Source organism: Defluviimonas salinarum (assembly GCF_026013545.1).
In the GTDB taxonomy this organism is placed as follows: domain Bacteria; phylum Pseudomonadota; class Alphaproteobacteria; order Rhodobacterales; family Rhodobacteraceae; genus Albidovulum; species Albidovulum salinarum.
In genome coordinates, this window is record NZ_JAPDOG010000015.1 from 1 (window position 1) to 19467 (window position 19467).

General features: G+C 68.4%; 19 protein-coding genes. 1 reads left to right on the forward strand and 18 read right to left on the reverse strand.

What is annotated here, in order from left to right; genetic code table 11:
- The 12 genes from ftsZ to murD form a co-directional block, all read right to left on the reverse strand.
- A partial coding sequence (gene ftsZ, locus OM960_RS15955) for a cell division protein FtsZ (RefSeq protein ID WP_264772670.1) occupies positions 1–1118 on the reverse strand: 1118 nt, incomplete at its 3' end.
- Positions 1119–1290: 172 nt separating this feature from the next.
- Entirely contained in the window at positions 1291–2622 is a 1332-nt protein-coding gene (gene ftsA, locus OM960_RS15960; RefSeq protein WP_263338584.1) for a cell division protein FtsA, read from the reverse strand.
- On the reverse strand, positions 2619–3521 hold the full coding sequence (locus tag OM960_RS15965) for a cell division protein FtsQ/DivIB (RefSeq protein ID WP_263338580.1): 903 nt from the start codon (positions 3519–3521) through the stop codon (positions 2619–2621). Before OM960_RS15965 ends, ftsA begins: the two co-directional genes overlap by 4 nt.
- Entirely contained in the window at positions 3509–4432 is a 924-nt protein-coding gene (locus OM960_RS15970) for a D-alanine--D-alanine ligase (RefSeq protein WP_264772671.1), read from the reverse strand. Before OM960_RS15970 ends, OM960_RS15965 begins: the two co-directional genes overlap by 13 nt.
- A gap of 46 nt (positions 4433–4478) precedes the next feature.
- Complete coding sequence (gene murB, locus OM960_RS15975; RefSeq protein WP_264772672.1) at positions 4479–5417, reverse strand: UDP-N-acetylmuramate dehydrogenase; 939 nt, start codon at positions 5415–5417, stop codon at positions 4479–4481.
- Positions 5418–5474: 57 nt separating this feature from the next.
- Positions 5475–5723 carry a DUF2484 family protein gene (locus OM960_RS15980; protein ID WP_264772673.1) on the reverse strand — a complete coding sequence of 83 codons (249 nt, stop codon included), beginning with the start codon at positions 5721–5723 and terminating at the stop codon, positions 5475–5477.
- Positions 5720–5986, reverse strand: a complete 267-nt coding sequence (locus OM960_RS15985; RefSeq protein ID WP_263338572.1) for a DUF2484 family protein — start codon at positions 5984–5986, stop codon at positions 5720–5722. Before OM960_RS15985 ends, OM960_RS15980 begins: the two co-directional genes overlap by 4 nt.
- A gap of 45 nt (positions 5987–6031) precedes the next feature.
- Positions 6032–7453, reverse strand: coding sequence for a UDP-N-acetylmuramate--L-alanine ligase (murC, locus tag OM960_RS15990; RefSeq protein ID WP_263338571.1), 1422 nt, complete (start codon positions 7451–7453; stop codon positions 6032–6034).
- Entirely contained in the window at positions 7450–8553 is a 1104-nt protein-coding gene (locus OM960_RS15995; protein WP_263338569.1) for a UDP-N-acetylglucosamine--N-acetylmuramyl-(pentapeptide) pyrophosphoryl-undecaprenol N-acetylglucosamine transferase, read from the reverse strand. The genes murC and OM960_RS15995 overlap by 4 nt, the downstream gene beginning before the upstream one ends.
- Positions 8553–9719 (reverse strand): peptidoglycan glycosyltransferase FtsW, encoded by a 1167-nt coding sequence (locus tag OM960_RS16000; protein WP_263338566.1) that lies wholly within the window; start codon positions 9717–9719, stop codon positions 8553–8555. Before OM960_RS16000 ends, OM960_RS15995 begins: the two co-directional genes overlap by 1 nt.
- Positions 9720–9848: 129 nt before the next feature.
- Positions 9849–10307: a GFA family protein gene (locus tag OM960_RS16005; RefSeq protein WP_263338563.1), complete on the reverse strand. Its 459-nt coding sequence runs from the start codon at positions 10305–10307 to the stop codon at positions 9849–9851.
- Between the two features lie 9 nt (positions 10308–10316).
- Entirely contained in the window at positions 10317–11720 is a 1404-nt protein-coding gene (gene murD / locus OM960_RS16010; protein WP_263338560.1) for a UDP-N-acetylmuramoyl-L-alanine--D-glutamate ligase, read from the reverse strand.
- Positions 11721–11868: 148 nt separating this feature from the next.
- Between murD and OM960_RS16015 the strand changes: the two genes are divergently transcribed.
- Positions 11869–12291: a hypothetical protein gene (locus OM960_RS16015; protein ID WP_264772674.1), complete on the forward strand. Its 423-nt coding sequence runs from the start codon at positions 11869–11871 to the stop codon at positions 12289–12291.
- Between the two features lie 10 nt (positions 12292–12301).
- Here OM960_RS16015 and mraY read toward each other — a convergent pair whose 3' ends face one another.
- From mraY to rsmH, 6 genes are read right to left on the reverse strand one after another with little or no spacing between them, the layout of a single operon-like run.
- The gene (mraY, locus tag OM960_RS16020; protein ID WP_263338555.1) at positions 12302–13384 is read right to left on the reverse strand and encodes a phospho-N-acetylmuramoyl-pentapeptide-transferase; all 1083 of its coding nucleotides are present in this window, start codon (positions 13382–13384) and stop codon (positions 12302–12304) included.
- Complete coding sequence (locus OM960_RS16025; RefSeq protein ID WP_264772675.1) at positions 13385–14833, reverse strand: UDP-N-acetylmuramoyl-tripeptide--D-alanyl-D-alanine ligase; 1449 nt, start codon at positions 14831–14833, stop codon at positions 13385–13387. It abuts the gene before it with no gap.
- Positions 14833–16314 (reverse strand): UDP-N-acetylmuramoyl-L-alanyl-D-glutamate--2,6-diaminopimelate ligase, encoded by a 1482-nt coding sequence (locus tag OM960_RS16030; protein ID WP_263338549.1) that lies wholly within the window; start codon positions 16312–16314, stop codon positions 14833–14835. Before OM960_RS16030 ends, OM960_RS16025 begins: the two co-directional genes overlap by 1 nt.
- 28 nt (positions 16315–16342) lie before the next feature.
- Positions 16343–18127 (reverse strand): peptidoglycan D,D-transpeptidase FtsI family protein, encoded by a 1785-nt coding sequence (locus OM960_RS16035; RefSeq protein ID WP_264772676.1) that lies wholly within the window; start codon positions 18125–18127, stop codon positions 16343–16345.
- Positions 18124–18471 carry a cell division protein FtsL gene (gene ftsL, locus OM960_RS16040; protein WP_263338543.1) on the reverse strand — a complete coding sequence of 116 codons (348 nt, stop codon included), beginning with the start codon at positions 18469–18471 and terminating at the stop codon, positions 18124–18126. Before ftsL ends, OM960_RS16035 begins: the two co-directional genes overlap by 4 nt.
- A complete protein-coding gene (gene rsmH, locus OM960_RS16045; RefSeq protein ID WP_263338541.1) occupies positions 18471–19466 on the reverse strand; it encodes a 16S rRNA (cytosine(1402)-N(4))-methyltransferase RsmH in 996 nt (331 codons plus the stop codon). The genes ftsL and rsmH overlap by 1 nt, the downstream gene beginning before the upstream one ends.
- Position 19467 lies beyond the last annotated feature (1 nt).

The following is a 19467-nucleotide window of genomic DNA, read 5'->3' on the forward strand; positions in this document are numbered from 1 at the left end:
CGGGCCGGGGCCGGCGCGGGCTGGGCAGCGCGAACCGGGGCCGGTTCACGCTGCATCTGCGGCTGCGGCGCGGGCGCGGCCTCGGGCTCGACCGCCTGCGGCAGCGGCTCGGCAAGGCGGCGGCGCGGCGCCGGCATTTCGACTTGCGACATCGAGGCGTCGATGCCGGTGGCGACGACCGACACCCGCATCACGCCCTCCATCGTATCGTCGAGCGTGGAACCGACGATGATGTTGGCGTCCGGATCGACTTCCTCGCGGATCCGGTTCGCGGCCTCGTCGAGTTCGAAGAGCGTGAGGTCCGAGCCGCCGGTGATGTTGATCAGGACGCCTTTCGCGCCCTTGAGGCTGATTTCGTCCAGAAGCGGGTTGGCGATCGCCTTTTCGGCGGCCTGGATCGCGCGGTCCTCGCCCGAGGCCTCGCCCGTGCCCATCATCGCCTTGCCCATCTCGTCCATCACCGAGCGGACGTCGGCGAAGTCGAGGTTGATCAGGCCCGGCCGCACCATGAGGTCGGTGACTCCCTTGACGCCCTGGTAGAGCACGTCGTCCGCCATCGCGAAGGCCTCGGTGAAGGTGGTCTTCTCGTTGGCGAGGCGAAAGAGGTTCTGGTTCGGGATGATGATCAGCGTGTCGACGACCTTCTGGAGGGCCTCGATGCCCTCGTCGGCCTGGCGCATCCGCTTCGCGCCCTCGAACTGGAACGGCTTGGTCACGACGCCGACGGTCAGCACGCCAAGCTCGCGCGCGGCCTGGGCGATGATCGGCGCAGCGCCGGTACCGGTTCCGCCGCCCATGCCGGCGGTGATGAAGCACATGTGCGCGCCCGCGAGATGGTCGACGATCTCCTCGATCGTCTCCTCGGCGGCGGCGGCGCCGACCGAGGGACGGGCTCCGGCACCGAGGCCCTCGGTCACCTTGATACCCATCTGGATACGGGCATTGGAATGGCTCTGAGCCAGCGCCTGAGCGTCGGTGTTCGCGACGACGAACTCCACGCCGTCGAGTTCCTTCACGATCATGTTGTTGACCGCGTTGCCACCGGCCCCGCCAACGCCAAACACCGTGATCCGCGGCTTAAGCTCTTCGCGATCGCTCATCGTCAAGTTCAATGCCATTTGTTTATCCGCCTGTCATGTCCCCGGCCCGAACGGCCGCTTTTTCCGCATTAGTGCGATTTTAGTCACAGAATCCCCCGAGGTCACCAAAAAAACGCCCAGTAACCACAAAATCTGGGGGTATCCGATTTTGGTTTGAGCGGCATTTTGCCGACCTCTCAGGATCTTGCGGTTACCAGTTGTCTTTAAACCATTTCATCGCCCGCCGCAGCGACCGCGCCGGGTAGCGCTCCGCGGGAATCTCGAAGTCCCACCACTCGTCCTGGGGATGCGCAGCGAAGAGGCAGAGCCCCACGGTCGAGGCGAACGCCGCCCCTGTCGCCGCCTGCGGCAGCCCCTGAACCCGCAGCGGCCGGCCGAGTCGCACGTTCTGTCCGAGGATCTTCGCGGCCAGCATGTCGAGCCCCGGAATCTGGCTCGCGCCCCCGGTCAGCACAATCTGCTGGCTCGGCAGCTGGTCGAACCCGGCGGCGTCGAGCACCGCGCGCACCTCTTCGAGGATCTCTTCGACGCGGGGCCGCATGATGCCGATCAGCTCGGTGCGGCTCACCTGCCGGCGGTCCTTTTCCCAATCGCCGCAATCGGCACCGATCTCGATCATCTCGCGGTCGTCCATGCCGGTGGCATGGACCCCGCCGTGGATCGTCTTGATCCGTTCCGCGGTCGCGAGCGGCACCTGCAGGCCCTTGGAGATATCCGAGGTAACATGGTCACCGCCGAGCCGCACGCTCTCGGCGAAGATCATGTGCTTCTTGATGAAGATCGAGAGCCCGGTCGCGCCGCCGCCCATGTCGATGCAGGCCGCGCCCAGTTCCTGCTCGTCCTCGACGAGACTCGCGAGGCCCGAAACATAGGCCGACGACGCCAGCCCCGCGATCTCCAGATCGCAGCGCTTGATGCAGTATAGCAGGTTCTGGACGGCGTTCGTGTCGATCGTCAGAAGATGCATGTCGGCGGCGAGACGGTTGCCGACATGGCCACGCGGATCGCGAAGGCCGGAGCGATGATCGATCGCGAAGTTCACCGGATGGGCGTGCAGCACCTCGCGGCCCTGGCCGAAATCCGGCACGTCGCAGGCGGCGAGCACCCGCGCGACGTCCTGCTCGCTGACCTGGCCGTCGGCAAGCTCGATCTCGCCCGCGAGCCCGTAGCTGCGCGGCCGGGCACCCGAGAAACAGGCGATGACATGGTCGACGCGCGTCTGCGCCATCTTCTGCGCCGCCTGCACCGCGGTGCGGATCGCGCGCTCGGTCTCGGCCATCGCGTCGACCTCGCCGAAGCGCACCCCGCGCGAGCGGGTCGTCGCCGCGCCGATCACCCGGAACTGCGACTGCCCGGCGAGCGAGCCGAGCCCGTCCTCGCGCGCCTCCTCGGTGTTCTCGAAGCGCAGGACCAAGCAGGCGATCTTCGACGTACCGACGTCGAGGATCGCGACAACACCACGCTGCATCGCGGCGCGGCGCATGTGCCGCATCGCGCGCTGGGACTGGTAAAGATCGGTCATTGCCCTGTCACCTTCGTCTCGAGCCCTGTGAGGTTTTCGGTTTCCGTGCCCATCGCGGCCAGGCGGACCGTCGGGCGGTTTCTGTTGCGCATGTCGACGGCGACGAGCGCACGGCCGAACATGTCCTCGGCCTCGTCGAGCGCAATCACCCGCTGCACGGCCGGTACCGGCGCTTCTTCCGGCAGGAGGATGCGCTGGTCGCGGTCCAGAACGATGTCCCAGCGCCGCTCGCCCATCCAGACGAGGCCGCGGATCCGGTCGCCGATCGGCCGTGCCGCGCGCAGGATCTCCAGCGCCTCGCCGACACGGTCGTCGGCACCCATCCCGGCGATCACCGGCAGGTCAGGCCGCGCGGTACGGTCGAGAAGCGTCGCCACCCGGTGCCCGGTCGCGTCAAGCATCTCGAGCCCGGTGGCATTGCGCCAGAGCACCGCCGGCTGGCGCTCGACGACGGTGATCTGCAGGACGCCGCCCTTGCGGACATGCAGTTCGGCCGAGGCGACCGCGTCGATCTGCTCGATCGTCGCCCGCAACGCCGCAAGATCGAGCCGGAAGGACGAGACCGGAAGCGTCACCGGCAGCATCGCCCGGATCGCCTTCGCGACCGGTTCGGAGGCGCCGTCGATCGCCATCAGGGTGACCATGAATTCCGGCCGCTCCTCGATGCTGCGTCTTAGCTCGGCGAAACTCTCCCCGATCGCCGCGCGGCGGCCTTCGTTGGCCAGATATCCGCCGACGACGACCACGCAGAGCGCCACCGGCACGCCGACGCGCATCGCGACCCGGAACATCGGCGTCAGCCAGAGCCGTTCGATCCGGAAGGCAAGCCGTGAAGGTGCCGGATCCCGCCGCAGACCGTGCTCGCCGTGGCGCACTTCGGGAGCCCTCAGCGGTCGCATGAGGCATCCTCCACGATCCAGGCGCAGAGTTGGGAAAACGACATTCCCTCGGCCGCCGCCTGTTCGGGCGAAAGCGAGGTCGGCGTCATGCCGGGCTGGGTATTCGTCTCGAGAATGTAGAGCCCGTCGATCCCGCGGCTGTCGTCCCAGCGAAAGTCGCTGCGGCTCAGCCCGCGGCAGCCGAGCGCGCTGTGTGCGCGCAGGGCGTAGTCGCGCGCGGCGTCCGCTATCTCGGCCGGGATCTCGGCCGGGCAGGTGTGGCTCGATCCGCCGGGCGCGTATTTCGCATGGTAGTCGTACCAACCCGAGGTATGGATCTCGGTCACGCACATTGCGCGGTCGCCGAGAACCGAGACGGTGAGCTCCCGCCCCGGCACATAGGTCTCGACCATCGCGGTCTCGGGCATCTCTTCGCCCAGCTGCGGCGGCGTGTTGGCGTCCTTCGAGACGATGTAGACCCCGACCGAGGAGCCTTCGGCATTCGGCTTCACGACGTAAGGGGGCGCCATGACGTGGCGCGCCATCACCTCGGCTTTCGGGGCGAGCAGGCTTTCGACGACCGGCAGCCCGGCGGCGCGGAAGACGGTCTTCGCGCGGGTCTTGTCCATCGCCAGCGCCGAGGCGAGCACGCCGGAATGGGTATAGCGCAGCCCGAGCCATTCGAGCATGCCCTGGACGCGGCCATCCTCGCCCCAGCGGCCGTGGAGCGCGTTGAAACAGACATCGGGGGAGAGTGCTGCAAGGCGCGCGGCAAGGTCGCGGCCAGCGTCGACCTCGACGACCTCATATCCCGCCTCCCTCAGGGCGTTGGCGCATTCGCGCCCGCTCACGAGCGACACTTCCCGCTCCGCGGAAAGTCCACCCATCAGTACCGCCACTTTGGGGGCTGCCCTGCTCGACCTGCCCGCCACTTCTGCCTCATCCGGGTCCGTTTTCGGACTCCGCTTTCTTCGTTGGTCACGCGTCCGTATCAGGCCGGACGTCACCTATACGCATGATTTCCCACTGTAACGTCAAACCGCTGATTTGGAAAACCCTTTTTCTGACTTCCTCGCCCAGCCCCTCGAGATCGGCTGCCGTCGCGCCGCCTGCGTTGATGAGGAAGTTCGGGTGCTTCTCGCTCATCTGCGCGCCGCCGCGCCGCGCGCCCCGGAGCCCGGCCTCGTCGATCAGCTTCCAGGCCTTGAGGTCGTGCACGTCATCGGCGCGCCCGGTCGAGGAAAACCCGGCCGGGTTGCGGAAGGTCGAGCCTGCTGAGCGGTCCTTGACCGGCTGGGTCGCGTCGCGACGTGCGAGCTGCTCCTCCATCTTCGCGGCGAGTGCCTCGGGTTCGGCGCGCGCGCCCCGGAACACCGCCCCGGTGATCACCGCGCCCTCGGGCAGGTCCGAATGGCGGTAACCGAAACCCATCGCCTCGGCGGAAAGCCGGGTGGTACTGCCGTCGCGCAGGATCGCGGTCGCCTCCACGAAATGGTCGGCGACGTAGGAGCCATAGCAGCCGGCGTTCATCCGGACCGCGCCGCCGATGGCGCCGGGGATGGTCCTGAGGAAGGTCAGGTCGATGCCCGCCTCCGCCGCCTTCCGCGCGACATGGGCGTCGAGTGCGGCCGCCCCCGCCCGCACCAGCCAGTCCTCGACCGAAATCTCGGAAAATCCACGGCCGAGCCGGATCACCACGCCGCGGATACCGCCGTCGCGCACGATGAGGTTGGAGCCGACCCCCATCGGAAAGACCGGAACCTCGGGATCGAGTGCGGCGAGGAAGGCGGAGAGATCCTTGGCATCGGCGGGCTGGAAAAGCCAGTCCGCCGGCCCGCCGACGCGAAGCCAGGTGAGGTCGGCCAGGGGCCGGTTCGGCGTGAGCGAGCCGCGCACGGGGGGCAGGTCATGTGTCATGGCAGCCGTGCTAGAGCGAGCGGCCGCGCGCCGCAAGCCCCGGCCTTTCGGCGTGCCTCAATTCGCGGTCTTGCGCCTCAGCCAGCGCCAGAGGTGGATCAGCGGCCAGCGCAGGATCGACGTCCCTGCCCCGAGCACGATCAGCCCGACCCAGGGTCCGTTCTGGTAGGTCACCCAGCCGACGATTGGGATCCCGACTGTGATCAGCACATAGGCTGCGCGCCAGTGGCGGTCTCGCGACGGAATGAGCGCGACCACAGTCGCGACGATCGCCCAGAGGGCGGCGAGAAGCAAAGATGTATTCACGGCTCCCTCCCTTCCCCGTCAGGTGCCACCCTCTCCATGATCCTTTTGAGAAGATAACGCAAGGGTTTGCGGAACATAGAGACGACTGCGACCAGTGCCGCGACCGCGATCCAGGGAGAAGTGTCGGCCGCCAGCCAGACGACCAGAGTCGCCGCCGCGACGAGCAGCAGGAGCCCCGGAAGGATCTGGTACCGCATCGGCAGGAAGGCCACGCCGGTCGCGACCAGAACCCACAGGCAGGCGAGTGGAACCGCGAGGCTCATGGCCTCTCCTCGGACCGGGAAACGTTCCGGCGCACGCACACCGCCTTAGCCCTTGAGCCGCGCCGGAAGCGCGTTCGCCCAGGCCGAGATCGTTCCCGCGCCAAGGCAGACCACCATGTCGCCGGGGCGCGCCTGTTCGCGCACCAGCCGCTCCAGGTCTTCTTCGCTGAGGATCGCGCGGGCATGGCGGTGGCCGTGGGCGATGAGCCCGGCCACGAGGTCGTCGCGGCTCGCGCCGGGGATCGGATCCTCGCCGGCGGCATAGACCTCGGCGATGGCGACGACGTCAGCCTCGTTGAAACAGGTGCAGAAATCGTCGAAGAGCGAGGACAGGCGCGAGTAGCGGTGCGGCTGATGGACGGCGATGACGCGGCCCTTCGTGGCCTGCCGCGCGGCCTTGAGAACCGCGGCGATCTCCACCGGGTGGTGGCCGTAATCGTCGATGATCGTCACCCCGCCCAGCACCTCGCCGACCTTGGTGAAGCGGCGGTTGACGCCGCCGAAGGCCGCGAGCGCGTCGCGGATCTCGTCCTTCTTCATGCCGAGATGGCGCGCCACCGCGACCGCGGCCAGCGCGTTCGAGACGTTGTGGTCGCCCGGCATCGGCAGCGTGCAGCCCTCGATGACCGAGGGGTTGCCGTCCTCGTCGGAACCCTCGCCCTGAAGTGCGACGTCGAAATGCGCGACGCCTGCCTCGTAGGTCAGGTTGACTGCCCGCACATCGGCCTGGGCGTTGAAGCCGAAGGTGACGATGCGCCGATCGGTTACCCGGCCCACCAGCGCCTGCACTTCGGGATGGTCGGTGCAGCAGACCGCGACGCCGTAGAACGGGATGTTCGAGACGAAATCGTAAAAGCCCTGGCGCAGCCGGTCGAAGTCGCCCCAGTGCTCCATATGCTCGGGGTCGATGTTGGTGACGATGGCGATCGTCGCCGGCAGGCGGTTGAAGGAGCCGTCGCTCTCGTCGGCCTCAACCACCATCCACTCGCCGGCTCCGGCGCGGGCGTTCGAGCCATAGGCGTGGATGATGCCACCGTTGATCACCGTGGGGTCGAAGCCGCCCTTGTCGAGCAGCGTCGCCACCATCGTCGTCGTCGTGGTCTTGCCATGTGTCCCGGCGATCGCGACGTTGGAGCGGAGCCGCATCAGCTCCGCCAGCATCTCGGCCCGCCGCACGACCGGCAGGCCCCGCTTGCGCGCCTCCTCAAGCTCGGGGTTGCCCTTCTTGATCGCCGAGGAGATCACCACGACCGCCGCCTCGCCAATGTTCTCGGCCCGCTGGCCCTCGAAGAAGGTGGCCCCCAGCCGCTCCAGCCGCTCGGTGATCTTCGAGGCCTTCGCGTCGGAACCCTGCACCGGATAGCCCAAGGTGATCAGCACCTCGGCGATCCCCGACATGCCGATGCCGCCGATGCCGACGAAGTGGATGGGCCCGAGTTCGCCGGGCAGTTTGGTGGCGGCGTTCATGTCGTCTCTTTCGCTGTCAGGGCCTCGACCATCTCGACGAGACGGCCGGTGGCGTCGGGGATGCCGTAATCGAGCGCGGCGTGAGCCATGCGCCTCGCGGCATCGGGGTTTTCCAGGATCGCGGCGACATGCCCTGCCAGCGTGGCCGCGTCAAGCCGTGATTCCGGGATGAGGATCGCCGCCTCGGCCTCGACCATGCCATGCGCGTTCGCGGTCTGGTGGTCGCCCGCCGCCGCCGCGAAGGGCACGAGGATCGCCGGGCGGCCGATCACCGCGATATCGGCGACCGACGAGGCGCCGGAGCGCGAGATCACCAGTTGCGCCTCGGACAGCCGGCGCGGCACGTCGGCGAAGAAGGGTGCGACCTCGGCCCCGATCCCGGCCCCGGCATAGGCGGCCTCGACCCGCTCGACATCCTCGGGCCGGGCCTGATGCGCCACCCGGAGGTGCGCCCGCAATCCTTCGGGAAGTGCCGCCAGCGCGGCCGGTACAACATCCGACAGGATCCGCGCGCCCTGACTGCCGCCGATCACGAGAAGGCTCATCGGGTAGTCGCCCGGCGGGATATAGGGCGCCCCGGCGCGTTCCAGCACGGCGGCGCGGGCCGGATTGCCGGTGTGGACCGCCGCAACCCCGTCCGGCACGTCGGTCGGCCAGGTGCCGCAGGCTACCGTCCGCACCCAGCGGCGCGCCGCGAAGATCCGGTTGACCCGGCCGAGCACGCCGTTCTGCTCGTGCACCATGCGCGGCAGCCGGAGAAGCACCGCCGCCGCGAGCGCCGGGATCGACGGATAGCCGCCGAAGCCGACGACAACGGCCGGCCGGTCACGCCGCAGCGCGAGGTAGGCCCCGAGGATGCCCGCGCCAATCCGGAACGGCACCGCGAGCTTCGCCAGCGCCCCGCCCCGCGCGAAGGTGGCCGAGGCGACCTCCTCGACCGTCACCGCCTTCGGGAAACCGCCGGCATAGCGCGCGCCGCGCGCATCGGTCGAAAGCTTCACCCGCCAGCCGCGCGCGACCATCTCCTCGGCGAGAGCCTGGGCAGGAAACATGTGGCCGCCGGTCCCACCGGCGGCGATCAGGAGAAGGGGCGGCGGCATCAGCGGCCCCGCTTGATCAGGTAGTCCTCGATCCGGCCCTGCGGCCGCGACCGGGTGAAGGCGAGGAGCATGCCGAGCGCGATCCCGCTCGCGATCACCGACGATCCGCCGTAGCTCACGAACGGCAGCGTCATGCCCTTTGCTGGCAGGAGCCGCACCGCAACGCCCATGTTGATCAGCGCCTGCACTCCGAAGGCGCAGGCGAGCCCGGTCCCGGCAAGCCGGATGAAGGGATCGCGTTCCCGCATCAGCCGGAAGAGCGAACGCGCCGTGATCGCGGCGTAAAGCGCGATAACGACGAGGACGAGGACGAGCCCGTATTCCTCGGCTGCAACTGCGATGATGAAATCGGTATGGGCGTCGGGCAGCGACCACTTCACAGTGCCCTCTCCGACGCCGACGCCGAAGAAGCCGCCCTCCTGGATCGCGTTCGTGGCATAGCCGATCTGGGTCCGGGGGTCGATCTCGGCCGAGAGGAACCCGTCGATGCGGCGGGCGAAATGCTCGGACGCGTCATAGGCGACGACGCCGCCCGCGACGACGAGCCCACCGATCACGGTCAGCAGCATGAAGGACGCGCCGGCGACGAAATACATCACGCCCCAAGCGAAGAGCACGAGGCAAGCCTGACCGAAATCCGGCTGCAGTGCGAGGAACGTCACGATGATCAGCGTCAGGACGAACGAATAGAACCGCCCCGGCGGGCCGTTGATCTCCTGCGCCGCCGCCATCAGCCAGGCGGCCATGATCACGAAGCCGGGCTTGAGAAACTCGGACGGCTGGAAGCTCGCAAAGCCGAGCGAATACCAGCGCACCGCGCCCTTGCCGAAGTCGGTGCCGAACACCGGCAGCAGCATGAGCGCCACCAAGGCGCCGAGGAAGCCGATCACGCCGAGCCGCCGCACCACGTCCGGCGACAGCATCGAGGTGAACATCATCGCGGCGAGCGCCATGAAGCCGAAGAACGCCTGCCGGGAGACGTAGTAGAACGGGTCGAGCCCGTTCTTTTCCGCGAGCGGCACCGAGGCGGCAAGACCGAGGAGAAGGCCGATCCCGAACAGGATCATCACGCCCGAGAGCGACCATTTGTCGATGGTGCGCCACCAGCGCGGAAGAACCGGCTCCCCAGCCCGCGCGGGCATGGAGCCATAGACCATCTCAGTCATGGGATACCGCCTTAACTGCCTCGTACTCGCCCGTTCGCCGGGTCTGGCGGGGATTCTAGCGCGGATGGCGCGGGGACGCTAGGAAAGATTGGCTGTCTCGGCACGATATGCGCGCCGCCGCCTTGCCGGCTATCGGGCCAGCAACGCGCGCCGGCGCGCCTGCGCCGTTTCTGGCCAGCGCTCTTTCCAGTCATAATATTCGGGCACCGCCGGTACCCCCTCGGGAAGGGCGTACCAGGGCATCTTCGTCGAGGTGAAGATGTGGATGTCGGGCGGGCAGGCGGCGGGATCCTCCAGCGTCCCGACCCGCACGAAGGAAACCCGGCGCTCGCCTCCGTAATGCGACCAGAGCGCGACATGGCAGTCGGGGCAGCGCAGGACGGTCTGGCCCTTTCCGGAATTCGACGGCGTGATCACCTCGACCGGAGCCCCTTCCAGGAGCACGACCCGGTCGCTCTCGATCATCGCGTTGACGGCATGCGGCCCACCGGTTTCACGCTGGCACCAGGTGCAGTGGCAAGCATGGATGAAGAGCGGCCGGTCGGTCAGCCGATATCGGACCTTTCCACAGGTGCAGCGGCCATGCATGGCTCCCCCTCAGGCGCCGATCAGCGCCTTGACACGCGCCGCGAAATCCTCGCCGCGCTTCTCGAAGTTCGGATACTGGTCGAAGGAGGCGGCAGCAGGCGCGAGAAGCACGGTCTCGCCCACCTCCGCTTCCTCAGCGGCGCGGGCCACCGCGCGGTCCATCGTCTCACAGATCTCGTGCGGCGTTTCGCCAAGCTCGAGCGCGAAGTCGCGCGCCGAATGGCCGATGAGATAGGCCTTCACGACCGAGCCCAGATGCGGTTTCAGCGCGGAAATGCCGCCGTCCTTGCCGAGGCCCCCGGCAATCCAGCGGATCTTCGGGAAGGCCTGCAGCGCCTTCGCGGCGCTGTCGACGTTCGTCGCCTTGCTGTCGTTGACGAATCGCACCCCGCCCCGCTCGCCGACAAGCTGGCTTCGGTGCGGCAGCCCCTCGAAGGAACGGAGCGCCTGTTCGATGAACTTCGGGGCGAGGCCGAGCGTGCGGGTGGCGGCATAGGCGGCGCAGGCGTTCTGGTGGTTGTGAGCGCCCGGCAGGCCCTTGACCTCGCGCAGGTCGATCGCCGCCACCTGGCGGCCCTTGCGCCATTCGGCGAGGAAGCCCTTGCGGGCGAAGACCGACCAGCCCGGCCCCTCGAGCTTCGTCCCCGACGAGATCCGGATCACCCGGTCATCGCCCGGCCCCTGCGCGAGCTGGTTGGCGAGGAAACGTCCCTCGACCTCGTCCACCCCGATCACCGCCCGGTCCGGCCCGCCCTCGGCAAAGAGCCGGCGCTTGGCGGCGAAGTAGCCGCCGTGGCCGCCGTGGCGGTCGAGATGGTCGGGCGAGAGGTTGGTGAAGACCGCGACATCCGGGGTCAGCGCGCGGGCCAACTCGGTCTGGTAGGAGCTGAGTTCCAGCACCACGACCTCGCCATCCGTCGCGGGGTCGATATCGAGGACACCGCGGCCGATATTGCCGGCCATCTGGGTTGGCCGCCCGGCGACCTTGAGGATGTGGTGGATGAGTGCCGTCGTCGTCGACTTGCCGTTCGAGCCGGTCACCGCGACCACCTTCGGCGTCTGCTCCATCTCGTCCCACTCGGGCGTCGACCAGGAGCGGAAGAAGAGCCCGATATCGTTGTCGACGGGCACACCGGCCGCCATCGCGCGGGCGATGAGCTTGTTGGGCTCGGGGTAAAGATGCGGGATGCCCGGCGAGACGACAAGCGTCGCCACATCGTCCCAGGCATCGGCGCGGGTGAGATCGGTGAGCGCGAAGCCTGCCGCCTCGGCATTGGCGCGCGCCTCGGGGCTGTCGTCCCAGAGGCAGGGTGCCGCGCCACCGGCAAGAAGCGCCCGCGCGGCGGTAAGCCCCGACCGGCCGAGGCCGAGCACGGCGACCTTCCTGCCCTCATATCCCCTGACCGGAATCATGCGTCCCCCCTGGCTCGTCCGGGCCGGACAATGCCCTTTGCCCCCGCCGCCCGCAAGCTCCCCGGCCGCGCCACGACGCCCCGCCCGCGTCACAATTCGGGCGCCGCCCCGCCGCAAAGCGGCTTCATTTCCATGTCATCCGAGTCACATGAGAAAGTCGGATCTGTCCTCTCTCAAGGCAAAGCTCGCGCAACGGTTTCGCGAGGCGCGGCGGCTGATCCTCTTTGCAACGGTAATGGCCTTCGCGGCGGGCGTGGTGAGTTTCCTGCGCTACGACGTCGCAATCCACGGCCTGCCGCTGCCGATCATCACCGGTGCGCTTTACGCGCTCTTTGTGGGCACGGCCGCGACGGTCACCAGTGTCCTTCTGCCTGCGCTGCGGGCGATGATCGAGGCGGTTGCTATCTCGCGCTTCGGCGTCGCCGTCGCGGCCTTCGGCGCTCCGGATTTCGGCGTCGCGTTGCACCAGTCGCCGCTTTTTGGCGCGGCCGTCGTCATCGGCGGTGCGGTCCTTGTCCGCAAGCTCTTGGGCGGAAAGCGGATCACGCAGGCACCGGTCGCCGTGGCCTGAGGCCCCGGCTTCAGCGCACCTTCAGCGTCGCCAGTCCGATCAGCGCGAGAATGAGCGAGATGATCCAGAACCGGATCACGATCTGCGGTTCGGCCCAGCCCTTCTTCTCGAAATGGTGGTGGATCGGCGCCATCAGGAAGACCCGCCGCCCGGTGCGCTTGAAATAGGCGACCTGGATGATCACCGACAGCGCCTCGACCACGAAGAGGCCGCCGACGATCGCGAGCACGATCTCGTGCTTGGTGGCGACCGCGATGGCGCCGAGCGCGCCGCCGAGCGCGAGCGATCCGGTGTCGCCCATGAAGACCGCCGCCGGCGGCGCGTTGTACCACAGAAAGCCCAGGCCCCCGCCGATCAGCGCAGCGCAGAAGATCAGGATCTCGCCGGTGCCGGGAACGAAATGAACGCCGAGATATTCGGTGAAATTGTAGTTGCCGACGATATAGGCGATCACGCCGAGCGTCCCGGCCGCGATCATCACCGGCATGACGGCGAGCCCGTCGAGTCCGTCGGTCAGGTTAACCGCGTTCGCCGCGCCGACGATGACGATCATTGCGAAGGGAATGAAGAAATAGCCAAGATACAGCAGCGCGTTCTTGAAGACCGGAAAGGCGAGCTGATTGGTCAGCGCCGGCGGGTGGAAGAGCGAGGCCGCAAGACCCGCGACCGCGGCGATGGCAAGGCCGAGAAGGAATCGCGACCGCGACGAGACGCCCTTGACGCTCTGCTTGGTGACCTTTGCATAGTCGTCGGCGAAACCGATCAGCCCGAAGCCGTAGGTCACGAACAGCACGATCCAGATATAGGGATTGTCGAGCCGCGCCCATAGCAGCGTCGAGACGAGGATCGCCGAGAGGATCAGGAGCCCGCCCATCGTCGGTGTGCCGGCCTTGGAGAAATGGCTTTGCGGGCCGTCGTCGCGGATCGGCTGACCCTTTTTCTGCTTGCGGCGCAGGAGGTTGATCAGCGGTCGGCCGAAGAGGAAGCCGAAGACGAGCGCGGTGAAGAACGCGGCACCCGCCCGGAATGTGATGTAGCGGAAGAGGTTGAACATGTCCCCTCCCTCCGAAAGGCTGGATAGCCAGTAAAACATCTAGTCTGTCCCTCGCGCTTCGCCCGCGCCCGGTTGCCCGAGTTTCCTGAGTGCGTCAACCACCAGGCTGACCTTTGATCCCTTCGATCCCTTGACGAGGATCACGTCGCCGGCATCGGCAATGACATGGCTCCGCCCCGCCAGCTCCGGCGCCGTCTCGCGCCATTCGCCGCGCTTTGCCGCCGGAAGGCTTTCCCAGAGCGCCCGCATCCGTGGCCCGACGCAATGGACGAGGTGGAGCTGCGCCATCGCCGGATGCGAGGCGATCGCGGCGTGCAGTTCGGCCTCGGTCGGGCCAAGTTCCAGCATGTCGCCGAGGATGGCGATGCGGCGGCCCGCGTGGATACGCCCCACCCCGTCGCGCGGGTTCGTGGCGGCGAGAACGTCGAGCGCGGCCGCCATCGACGCCGGGTTGGCGTTGAAGGCATCGTCGATCAGGTCGAACGCCTTCTCGGCATCGACGATGTCGAGATGGATGCGCTCTCGCTGACCGCGCCCGGCGGGCGGCTGCCAGAGGCCGATGTCGCAGACCGTCACGGCCGGATCGGCGCCGACGGCCTCGGCGACCGCGACGACACCGAGCGCGTTGACGGCGAAATGGCGGCCCGCGGTGCGGACCTTGTAGAGGAACGGCTCGTCGCCGCGCACCGCTCTGGCGATGGTCGTGTCGTCGGCGAGCGTCGCCTCGGCCAAACGGTACTCGTCCCCGGCCTCAGCGCCGAAGCGGATCGTGCGGGCCGCCGCCTTGTCAGCCGCCGCCTCGAGGATCGGCGTGACGGAGAGCCCGGAAGGAATGACGGCGATCCCGCCCGGCTCCAGGCCTTCAAAGATCGCCGCCTTCTCGCGGGCGATGCCGTCGATGTTCTCGAACGCCTCGAGATGGGCCGGCGCGACGGTGGTGATCATCGCCACATGCGGCCGCGCGAGCCGCGCGAGCGGCGCGATCTCGCCGGGGTGGTTCATGCCGATTTCGACAACCGCGAAATCGGCGTCCTCGGGCAGGCGGGCGAGCGTGATCGGCACGCCCCAATGGTTGTTGAAGCTCGCCTCGGCGGCATGGAGCTTGCCCTGCCTTGCGAGGACCGCGCGCAGCATCTCCTTGGTCGAGGTCTTGCCGACGGAGCCGGTGACCGCGATCACCTTCGCCTTCGCGCGCGCCCGTCCTGCCGCACCAAGGGCCGTGAGCGCGTCCAAAACGTCGGGCACGATCAGCAGAGGGTCGGACTCCGAGCAACCTTCGGGAATGCGCGAGACGAGCGCCGCAGCGGCGCCCTTCCGAAGCGCGTCAGCGACGAAATCGTGACCGTCGCGTTGGTCCTTCAGCGCGACGAAGAGGTCGCCCGGTACGAGGCTGCGGGTGTCGATCGAGAGCCCGGTCGCCTCGAACGGACAGGTGGCGCGGCCGCCAGTGGCGGTGGCGGCGTTTACGTGGGTCCAGAGCGCGGCCATCAGATCTTCCCGTCGAGTGCCGCCACCGCGACGCTGGCCTGTTCGGCATCGTCGAACGGATAGACATCCTGGCCGACGATCTGCCCGGTCTCGTGCCCCTTGCCGGCGATCAGGAGCGCGTCGCCCGGCTGCAGCGCGTCGACGCCGCGCAGGATCGCCTCGGCGCGGTCGCCGACCTCGGTCGCCTCGGGGCAGCCCCGCATCACCTCGGCGCGGATCGAGCCTGGATCCTCGGAGCGCGGGTTGTCGTCGGTGACGATCACCACGTCGGCGAACTCGGCCGCGGCCTCGCCCATCAGCGGGCGCTTCAGCCGGTCGCGGTCGCCACCAGCACCGAAAACGACGACGATCCGGCCCATCACGTGCGGACGCAAGGATTGCAGCGCCGAGGCGAGCGCGCCGGGCTTGTGGGAATAGTCGACGAAGACCGTGGCGCCGTTATCGCGCTTGGCGGCAAGTTCCATCCGGCCACGCACGGTGACGAGCGTGTGAAGGGCGCCAAAGACCGCTTCGGGCGCTTCGCCAGCCGCGATCACGAGCCCGGCGGCGGCGAGTACGTTGTCGGCCTGGAAACCGCCGATGAGCGCCAGCCGCACGAGATGCGGCTTGGCGTCGTAGGTGAAGCGCAGATCCTGCCCGGTCGCGTCGAACCGCTGCGAGGTGATGCAGAGGTCGGCGGCCGGATTGCGGCCGACGGTGATCAGCCGCTGCCCGCGGCCCCGCGCGATCTCCAGCATCTCGCGCCCGCGCGGCTCGTCGATATTGATCACCGCGGTGCCGTCTTCCGGCAGGACGCGCGCGAAGAGCCCGGCCTTGGCGGCGAAGTAGTCGTCGAAATTTGCGTGGTAATCGAGGTGGTCCTGGCTGAAGTTGGTGAACGCCGCCGCGCTCAGCCGCACCCCGTCAAGCCGCCCCTGGTCGAGCCCGTGCGAGGAGGCCTCCATCGCCGCATGGGTCACGCCGGCATCGGCCATGTCACGCAGGACCCGGTGCAGCGTGATCGGTTCGGGCGTGGTATGGGCCAGGGGCGCGGTGTAGTCGCCAAGGATCCCCATCGTGCCGAGATTGGCGGAAGTCCGCCCAAGCGCCTGCCAGATCTGCCGGGTGAAGGTCGCGACCGAGGTCTTGCCGGAGGTGCCCGTCACCGCGACCACCACCTCGGGCTGGCGTTCGAACCAGAGTGCTGCGGTGTAGGCCAGCGCCTGGCGCGGATCCTCGGCGATGATCAGAGCCGCATCGGAGGCCGCAAGCTCGGCCTTCGCGATCTCGGCGCCCTCGCGATCGGTGAGGATCGCGGCCGCCTCCATCCGCAACGCATACTGAATGAATTCAGCGCCATGCACCTTGGTTCCGGGCAAGGCCGCAAAGAGATGGCCGGGCCTGACGAGGCGGCTGTCGACCGAGAGGCCGGTCACCTGCGCCTCGCGCCCGCCCTGTGCCCTCAGGCCCAGCTCGCCAAGCGATTTCGTCTCCGCTGCCATGAGCCCAGCCCCCGCCACATACGCGTCCTCAGTTGCGCACGAGTGTTACAGCAGCATCGGCGAGAGGTTCAACCTCCGGTCGGAGGCCGAGGAGCGGCGCGGCGCGGCGGATGATCTCGGCGGCGACCGGTACGGCGGTCCAGCCGGCGGTGCGGCGCGGCTCGGTGCCCGAGGTTTCGACCGGCTCGTCGAGCGAGACGACGAGAACATATTTGGGATCATGCGCGGGGAAGACGGAAGCGAAGGTGGCGATCACCTTGTCCTTGTAGTAGCCGCCGCCGGTCCGCTTGGGCTTGTCAGCGGTGCCGGTCTTGCCGGCGACGGCATAGCCCGGAACCTCGCCGAAGCTCGCGGTGCCGCGCACCACGACCTGGCGCAACATGTCGCGGATCTGGGTCGAGGTCGCCTCGGAGATCAGCCGCGGCCCGGTTTCGGCCTTGTCGCGCCTGAGGAGCGTCGGCGTGATCCGCGTACCGCCGTTGGCGAGCGAGGCATAGGCGGCGGCGAGGTGCAGGGGGCTCGCCGCGACGCCGTGTCCATAGGACACGGTGAGCGTGGTGATTTCGGGCCATTTCGCGGGGCGAAGCGGCTTGGCGCCCGGCGCCTCGACCAGCTCGACCGTTGTCGGGTCGAACATGCCGAGTTTTTGCAGAAACTCCTGCTGGCGCACGCCGCCGATCAGCTGGGCGATATGGGCGGTGCCGATGTTGGAGGATTTCACAATCACGTCGGTGACCGACAGTTGCGGCCCGTAGTTGTGGAAATCGCGGATCTTGAACTTGCCCCAGAACATCGGTCCCTTGGTCTCGACCATCGTCTCGGGCCGCACCAGCCCGAGGTCGAGCGCCTGCGCCACGGCGAAGATCTTGAAGGTCGAGCCAAGCTCGTAAACCCCCTGCACCGCGCGATTGAAAAGCGGGCTGTCGGAGGGATCGCCCTTGGTCAGGGGCGCCGGCCGGGTATTCGGGTCGAAATCGGGCAGCGAGGCCATCGCGACGATCTCGCCGGTCTTGACGTCCATCAGGATAGCGGTCGCGCCCTTGGCGTTCATCAGCTTCATGCCGCCGTAAAGCACGTCCTCGACGGTCGACTGGATCGTCAGGTCGAGCGAGAGCTGCAGGGGGGCGCCACCATTGGCCGGGTCGCGCAGCCAGCCGTCGAAGGTCTTCTCGACGCCGGCGGTGCCGACGACCTCTGCCGAGCGGACGCCCTCGCGGCCGAAGCTTGCGCCGCCGAGGATATGGGCCGCGATCGCGCCGTTCGGGTAGAGCCGCATCTCGCGCGGACCGAAGAGAAGGCCGGGATCGCCAATCTCGTGCACGAGCTGCATCTGCTCCGGCGAGATCTTCTTCTTTACCCAGAGGAACTTGCGCTTGCTGGTAAAATCCTTCTTCAGCCGCGCGGCGTCGAGATCGGGGAAAATCAGCGCGAGCTCCTCGGCGGCGCGGATCGGGTCGACCATCAGGGGCGGCTGGGCGTAGAGCGAATGGGTGACGAGGTTCGTTGCGAGGATCCGGCCCTGTCGGTCGGTGATGTCGGCGCGCTGCGCGACAATGGCCGCGCCCATCCCTGTCGCCTGCGGCTCCACCGGCTCGGTCGCGGCAAGAAGCCCCATCTGGGCGCCCACTGTGACGAAGGCCGCGACAAAGGCCGCGCCGAGGATCAGGAGCCGCCCCTCCGCCCGAAGCCGCGCCCGGTCGCGCATCGCCTCGTGGCGCAGGCGGATGTTCTCGCGCTCGATCGCGTCGGGGTTCTCGCCCTTCTCGCGGGCCGAGAGGATGCGGGCGAGCGGGCGGAGCGGTATGCGGGTCATGGGGTGGTCTCCCCGAGCGCGATCGTGTCGACCGGGGCGCTGATCGCGTTGAGGTCGAAGTCCGGATAGCCGATCTGCGCGACCCCGCCGAACTGGCGCGGCTCCAGCGGCAGGAGCCCGAGCCGCGGGAAGCTGATGTCGGCCAGTTCGCGCAGCCGGTCGGGCCGGTTGAGATAGGCCCATTCCGCATTCAGGACCCCGAGCGACTCCTTCAAAGTGCCGATCTCGCGTTGCAGGTCGCGCACGGCGGCAAGCTCCGCCTGGGTGCGGTAGTTCTCGCGATAGGCCCAGAAGGCCAGCCCCATCACGGCGAGAGCGGTCATGACCAGGAACAGGCTGCGCATCAGTGACGTCCTTCGAGCGCGGGTTTCGGCAGGCCCAGCGCCGCGCGGTCGGCGCGGCCGGCGGGGGCATCGGTGCGGATGCCCACCCGGAGCTTGGCCGAGCGGGCGCGGGGGTTGGCGGCCAGTTCCTCGTCGTCGGGACCGACCGCGCGGCGGGTCTTGAGCGTGAAGGCCGGCGGCACCTGCTCACGGGCGGGGGCATAGCGGCTGCCCTGCCCTTCGCCGCCGGAGCGGAGCTGGAAGAAGCGCTTGACGATCCGGTCCTCGAGCGAGTGGAAGGTCACGACGGCAAGCTGGCCACCCGGCTTCAGCGCCCGTTCGGCGGCCTCGAGCCCCTCGGCGAGCTGGCCGAACTCGTCGTTCACGGCGATCCGGATCGCCTGGAAGCTGCGGGTGGCGGGATGGCTCTGACCCGGTTTGGCGCGCGGCAGGCAGCGTTCGATCACCGCCACCAGGTCCAGCGTGGTCCTGAAGGGCCGGGCGGCGACGATGGCGCGGGCGATGCGGCGCGAGGCGCGCTCCTCGCCGTAATGAAAGAGGATATCGGCGATCTCGGCCTCGCTCGCCTCGTTCACGAGGTCCGCCGCCGTCGGACCGGTGTCGCCCATCCGCATGTCGAGGGGGCCGTCCTTCTGGAAGGAAAAGCCGCGCTCGGCCTGGTCGAGCTGCATCGAGGAGACGCCGAGATCGAGGACGACACCGTCCACGGGCGCGCCCGCCAGCGCGTCGAGATCGGAAAACGTACCCTCGACGAGCCTCAGCCGGCCGCCATAGGCGCCGGCCCAGTCGGCGGCCATGCGGAAGACGCTCGGGTCGCGGTCAATGCCGATCACCAGGTCGGCGCCGGCCTCAAGCAGACCGCGCGTGTAGCCGCCCGCCCCGAAGGTGCCGTCGACCCAGGTGCCGGAGACAGGCGCGACCGCCTCAAGGAGCGGCCGCAGCAAAACCGGGATATGGGGGGCGGAAGCGGGTGTCGGTGTCTTGGCGGCCGCCATC

Coding starts and splice junctions, on each gene's coding strand:
- ftsA (WP_263338584.1), bottom strand. CDS start 2,622: ATGACCGATCTTTACCAGTCCCAGCGCGCGATGCGGCACATGCGCCGC.
- OM960_RS15965 (WP_263338580.1), bottom strand. CDS start 3,521: ATGCGACCGCTGAGGGCTCCCGAAGTGCGCCACGGCGAGCACGGTCTG.
- murB (WP_264772672.1), bottom strand. CDS start 5,417: ATGACACATGACCTGCCCCCCGTGCGCGGCTCGCTCACGCCGAACCGG.
- OM960_RS15985 (WP_263338572.1), bottom strand. CDS start 5,986: ATGAGCCTCGCGGTTCCACTCGCCTGCCTGTGGGTTCTGGTCGCGACC.
- murC (WP_263338571.1), bottom strand. CDS start 7,453: ATGAACGCCGCCACCAAACTGCCCGGCGAACTCGGGCCCATCCACTTC.
- OM960_RS15995 (WP_263338569.1), bottom strand. CDS start 8,553: ATGCCGCCGCCCCTTCTCCTGATCGCCGCCGGTGGGACCGGCGGCCAC.
- OM960_RS16000 (WP_263338566.1), bottom strand. CDS start 9,719: ATGACTGAGATGGTCTATGGCTCCATGCCCGCGCGGGCTGGGGAGCCG.
- OM960_RS16005 (WP_263338563.1), bottom strand. CDS start 10,307: ATGCATGGCCGCTGCACCTGTGGAAAGGTCCGATATCGGCTGACCGAC.
- murD (WP_263338560.1), bottom strand. CDS start 11,720: ATGATTCCGGTCAGGGGATATGAGGGCAGGAAGGTCGCCGTGCTCGGC.
- OM960_RS16015 (WP_264772674.1), top strand. CDS start 11,869: ATGAGAAAGTCGGATCTGTCCTCTCTCAAGGCAAAGCTCGCGCAACGG.
- mraY (WP_263338555.1), bottom strand. CDS start 13,384: ATGTTTTACTGGCTATCCAGCCTTTCGGAGGGAGGGGACATGTTCAAC.
- OM960_RS16025 (WP_264772675.1), bottom strand. CDS start 14,833: ATGGCCGCGCTCTGGACCCACGTAAACGCCGCCACCGCCACTGGCGGC.
- OM960_RS16030 (WP_263338549.1), bottom strand. CDS start 16,314: ATGGCAGCGGAGACGAAATCGCTTGGCGAGCTGGGCCTGAGGGCACAG.
- OM960_RS16035 (WP_264772676.1), bottom strand. CDS start 18,127: ATGACCCGCATACCGCTCCGCCCGCTCGCCCGCATCCTCTCGGCCCGC.
- ftsL (WP_263338543.1), bottom strand. CDS start 18,471: ATGCGCAGCCTGTTCCTGGTCATGACCGCTCTCGCCGTGATGGGGCTG.
- rsmH (WP_263338541.1), bottom strand. CDS start 19,466: ATGGCGGCCGCCAAGACACCGACACCCGCTTCCGCCCCCCATATCCCG.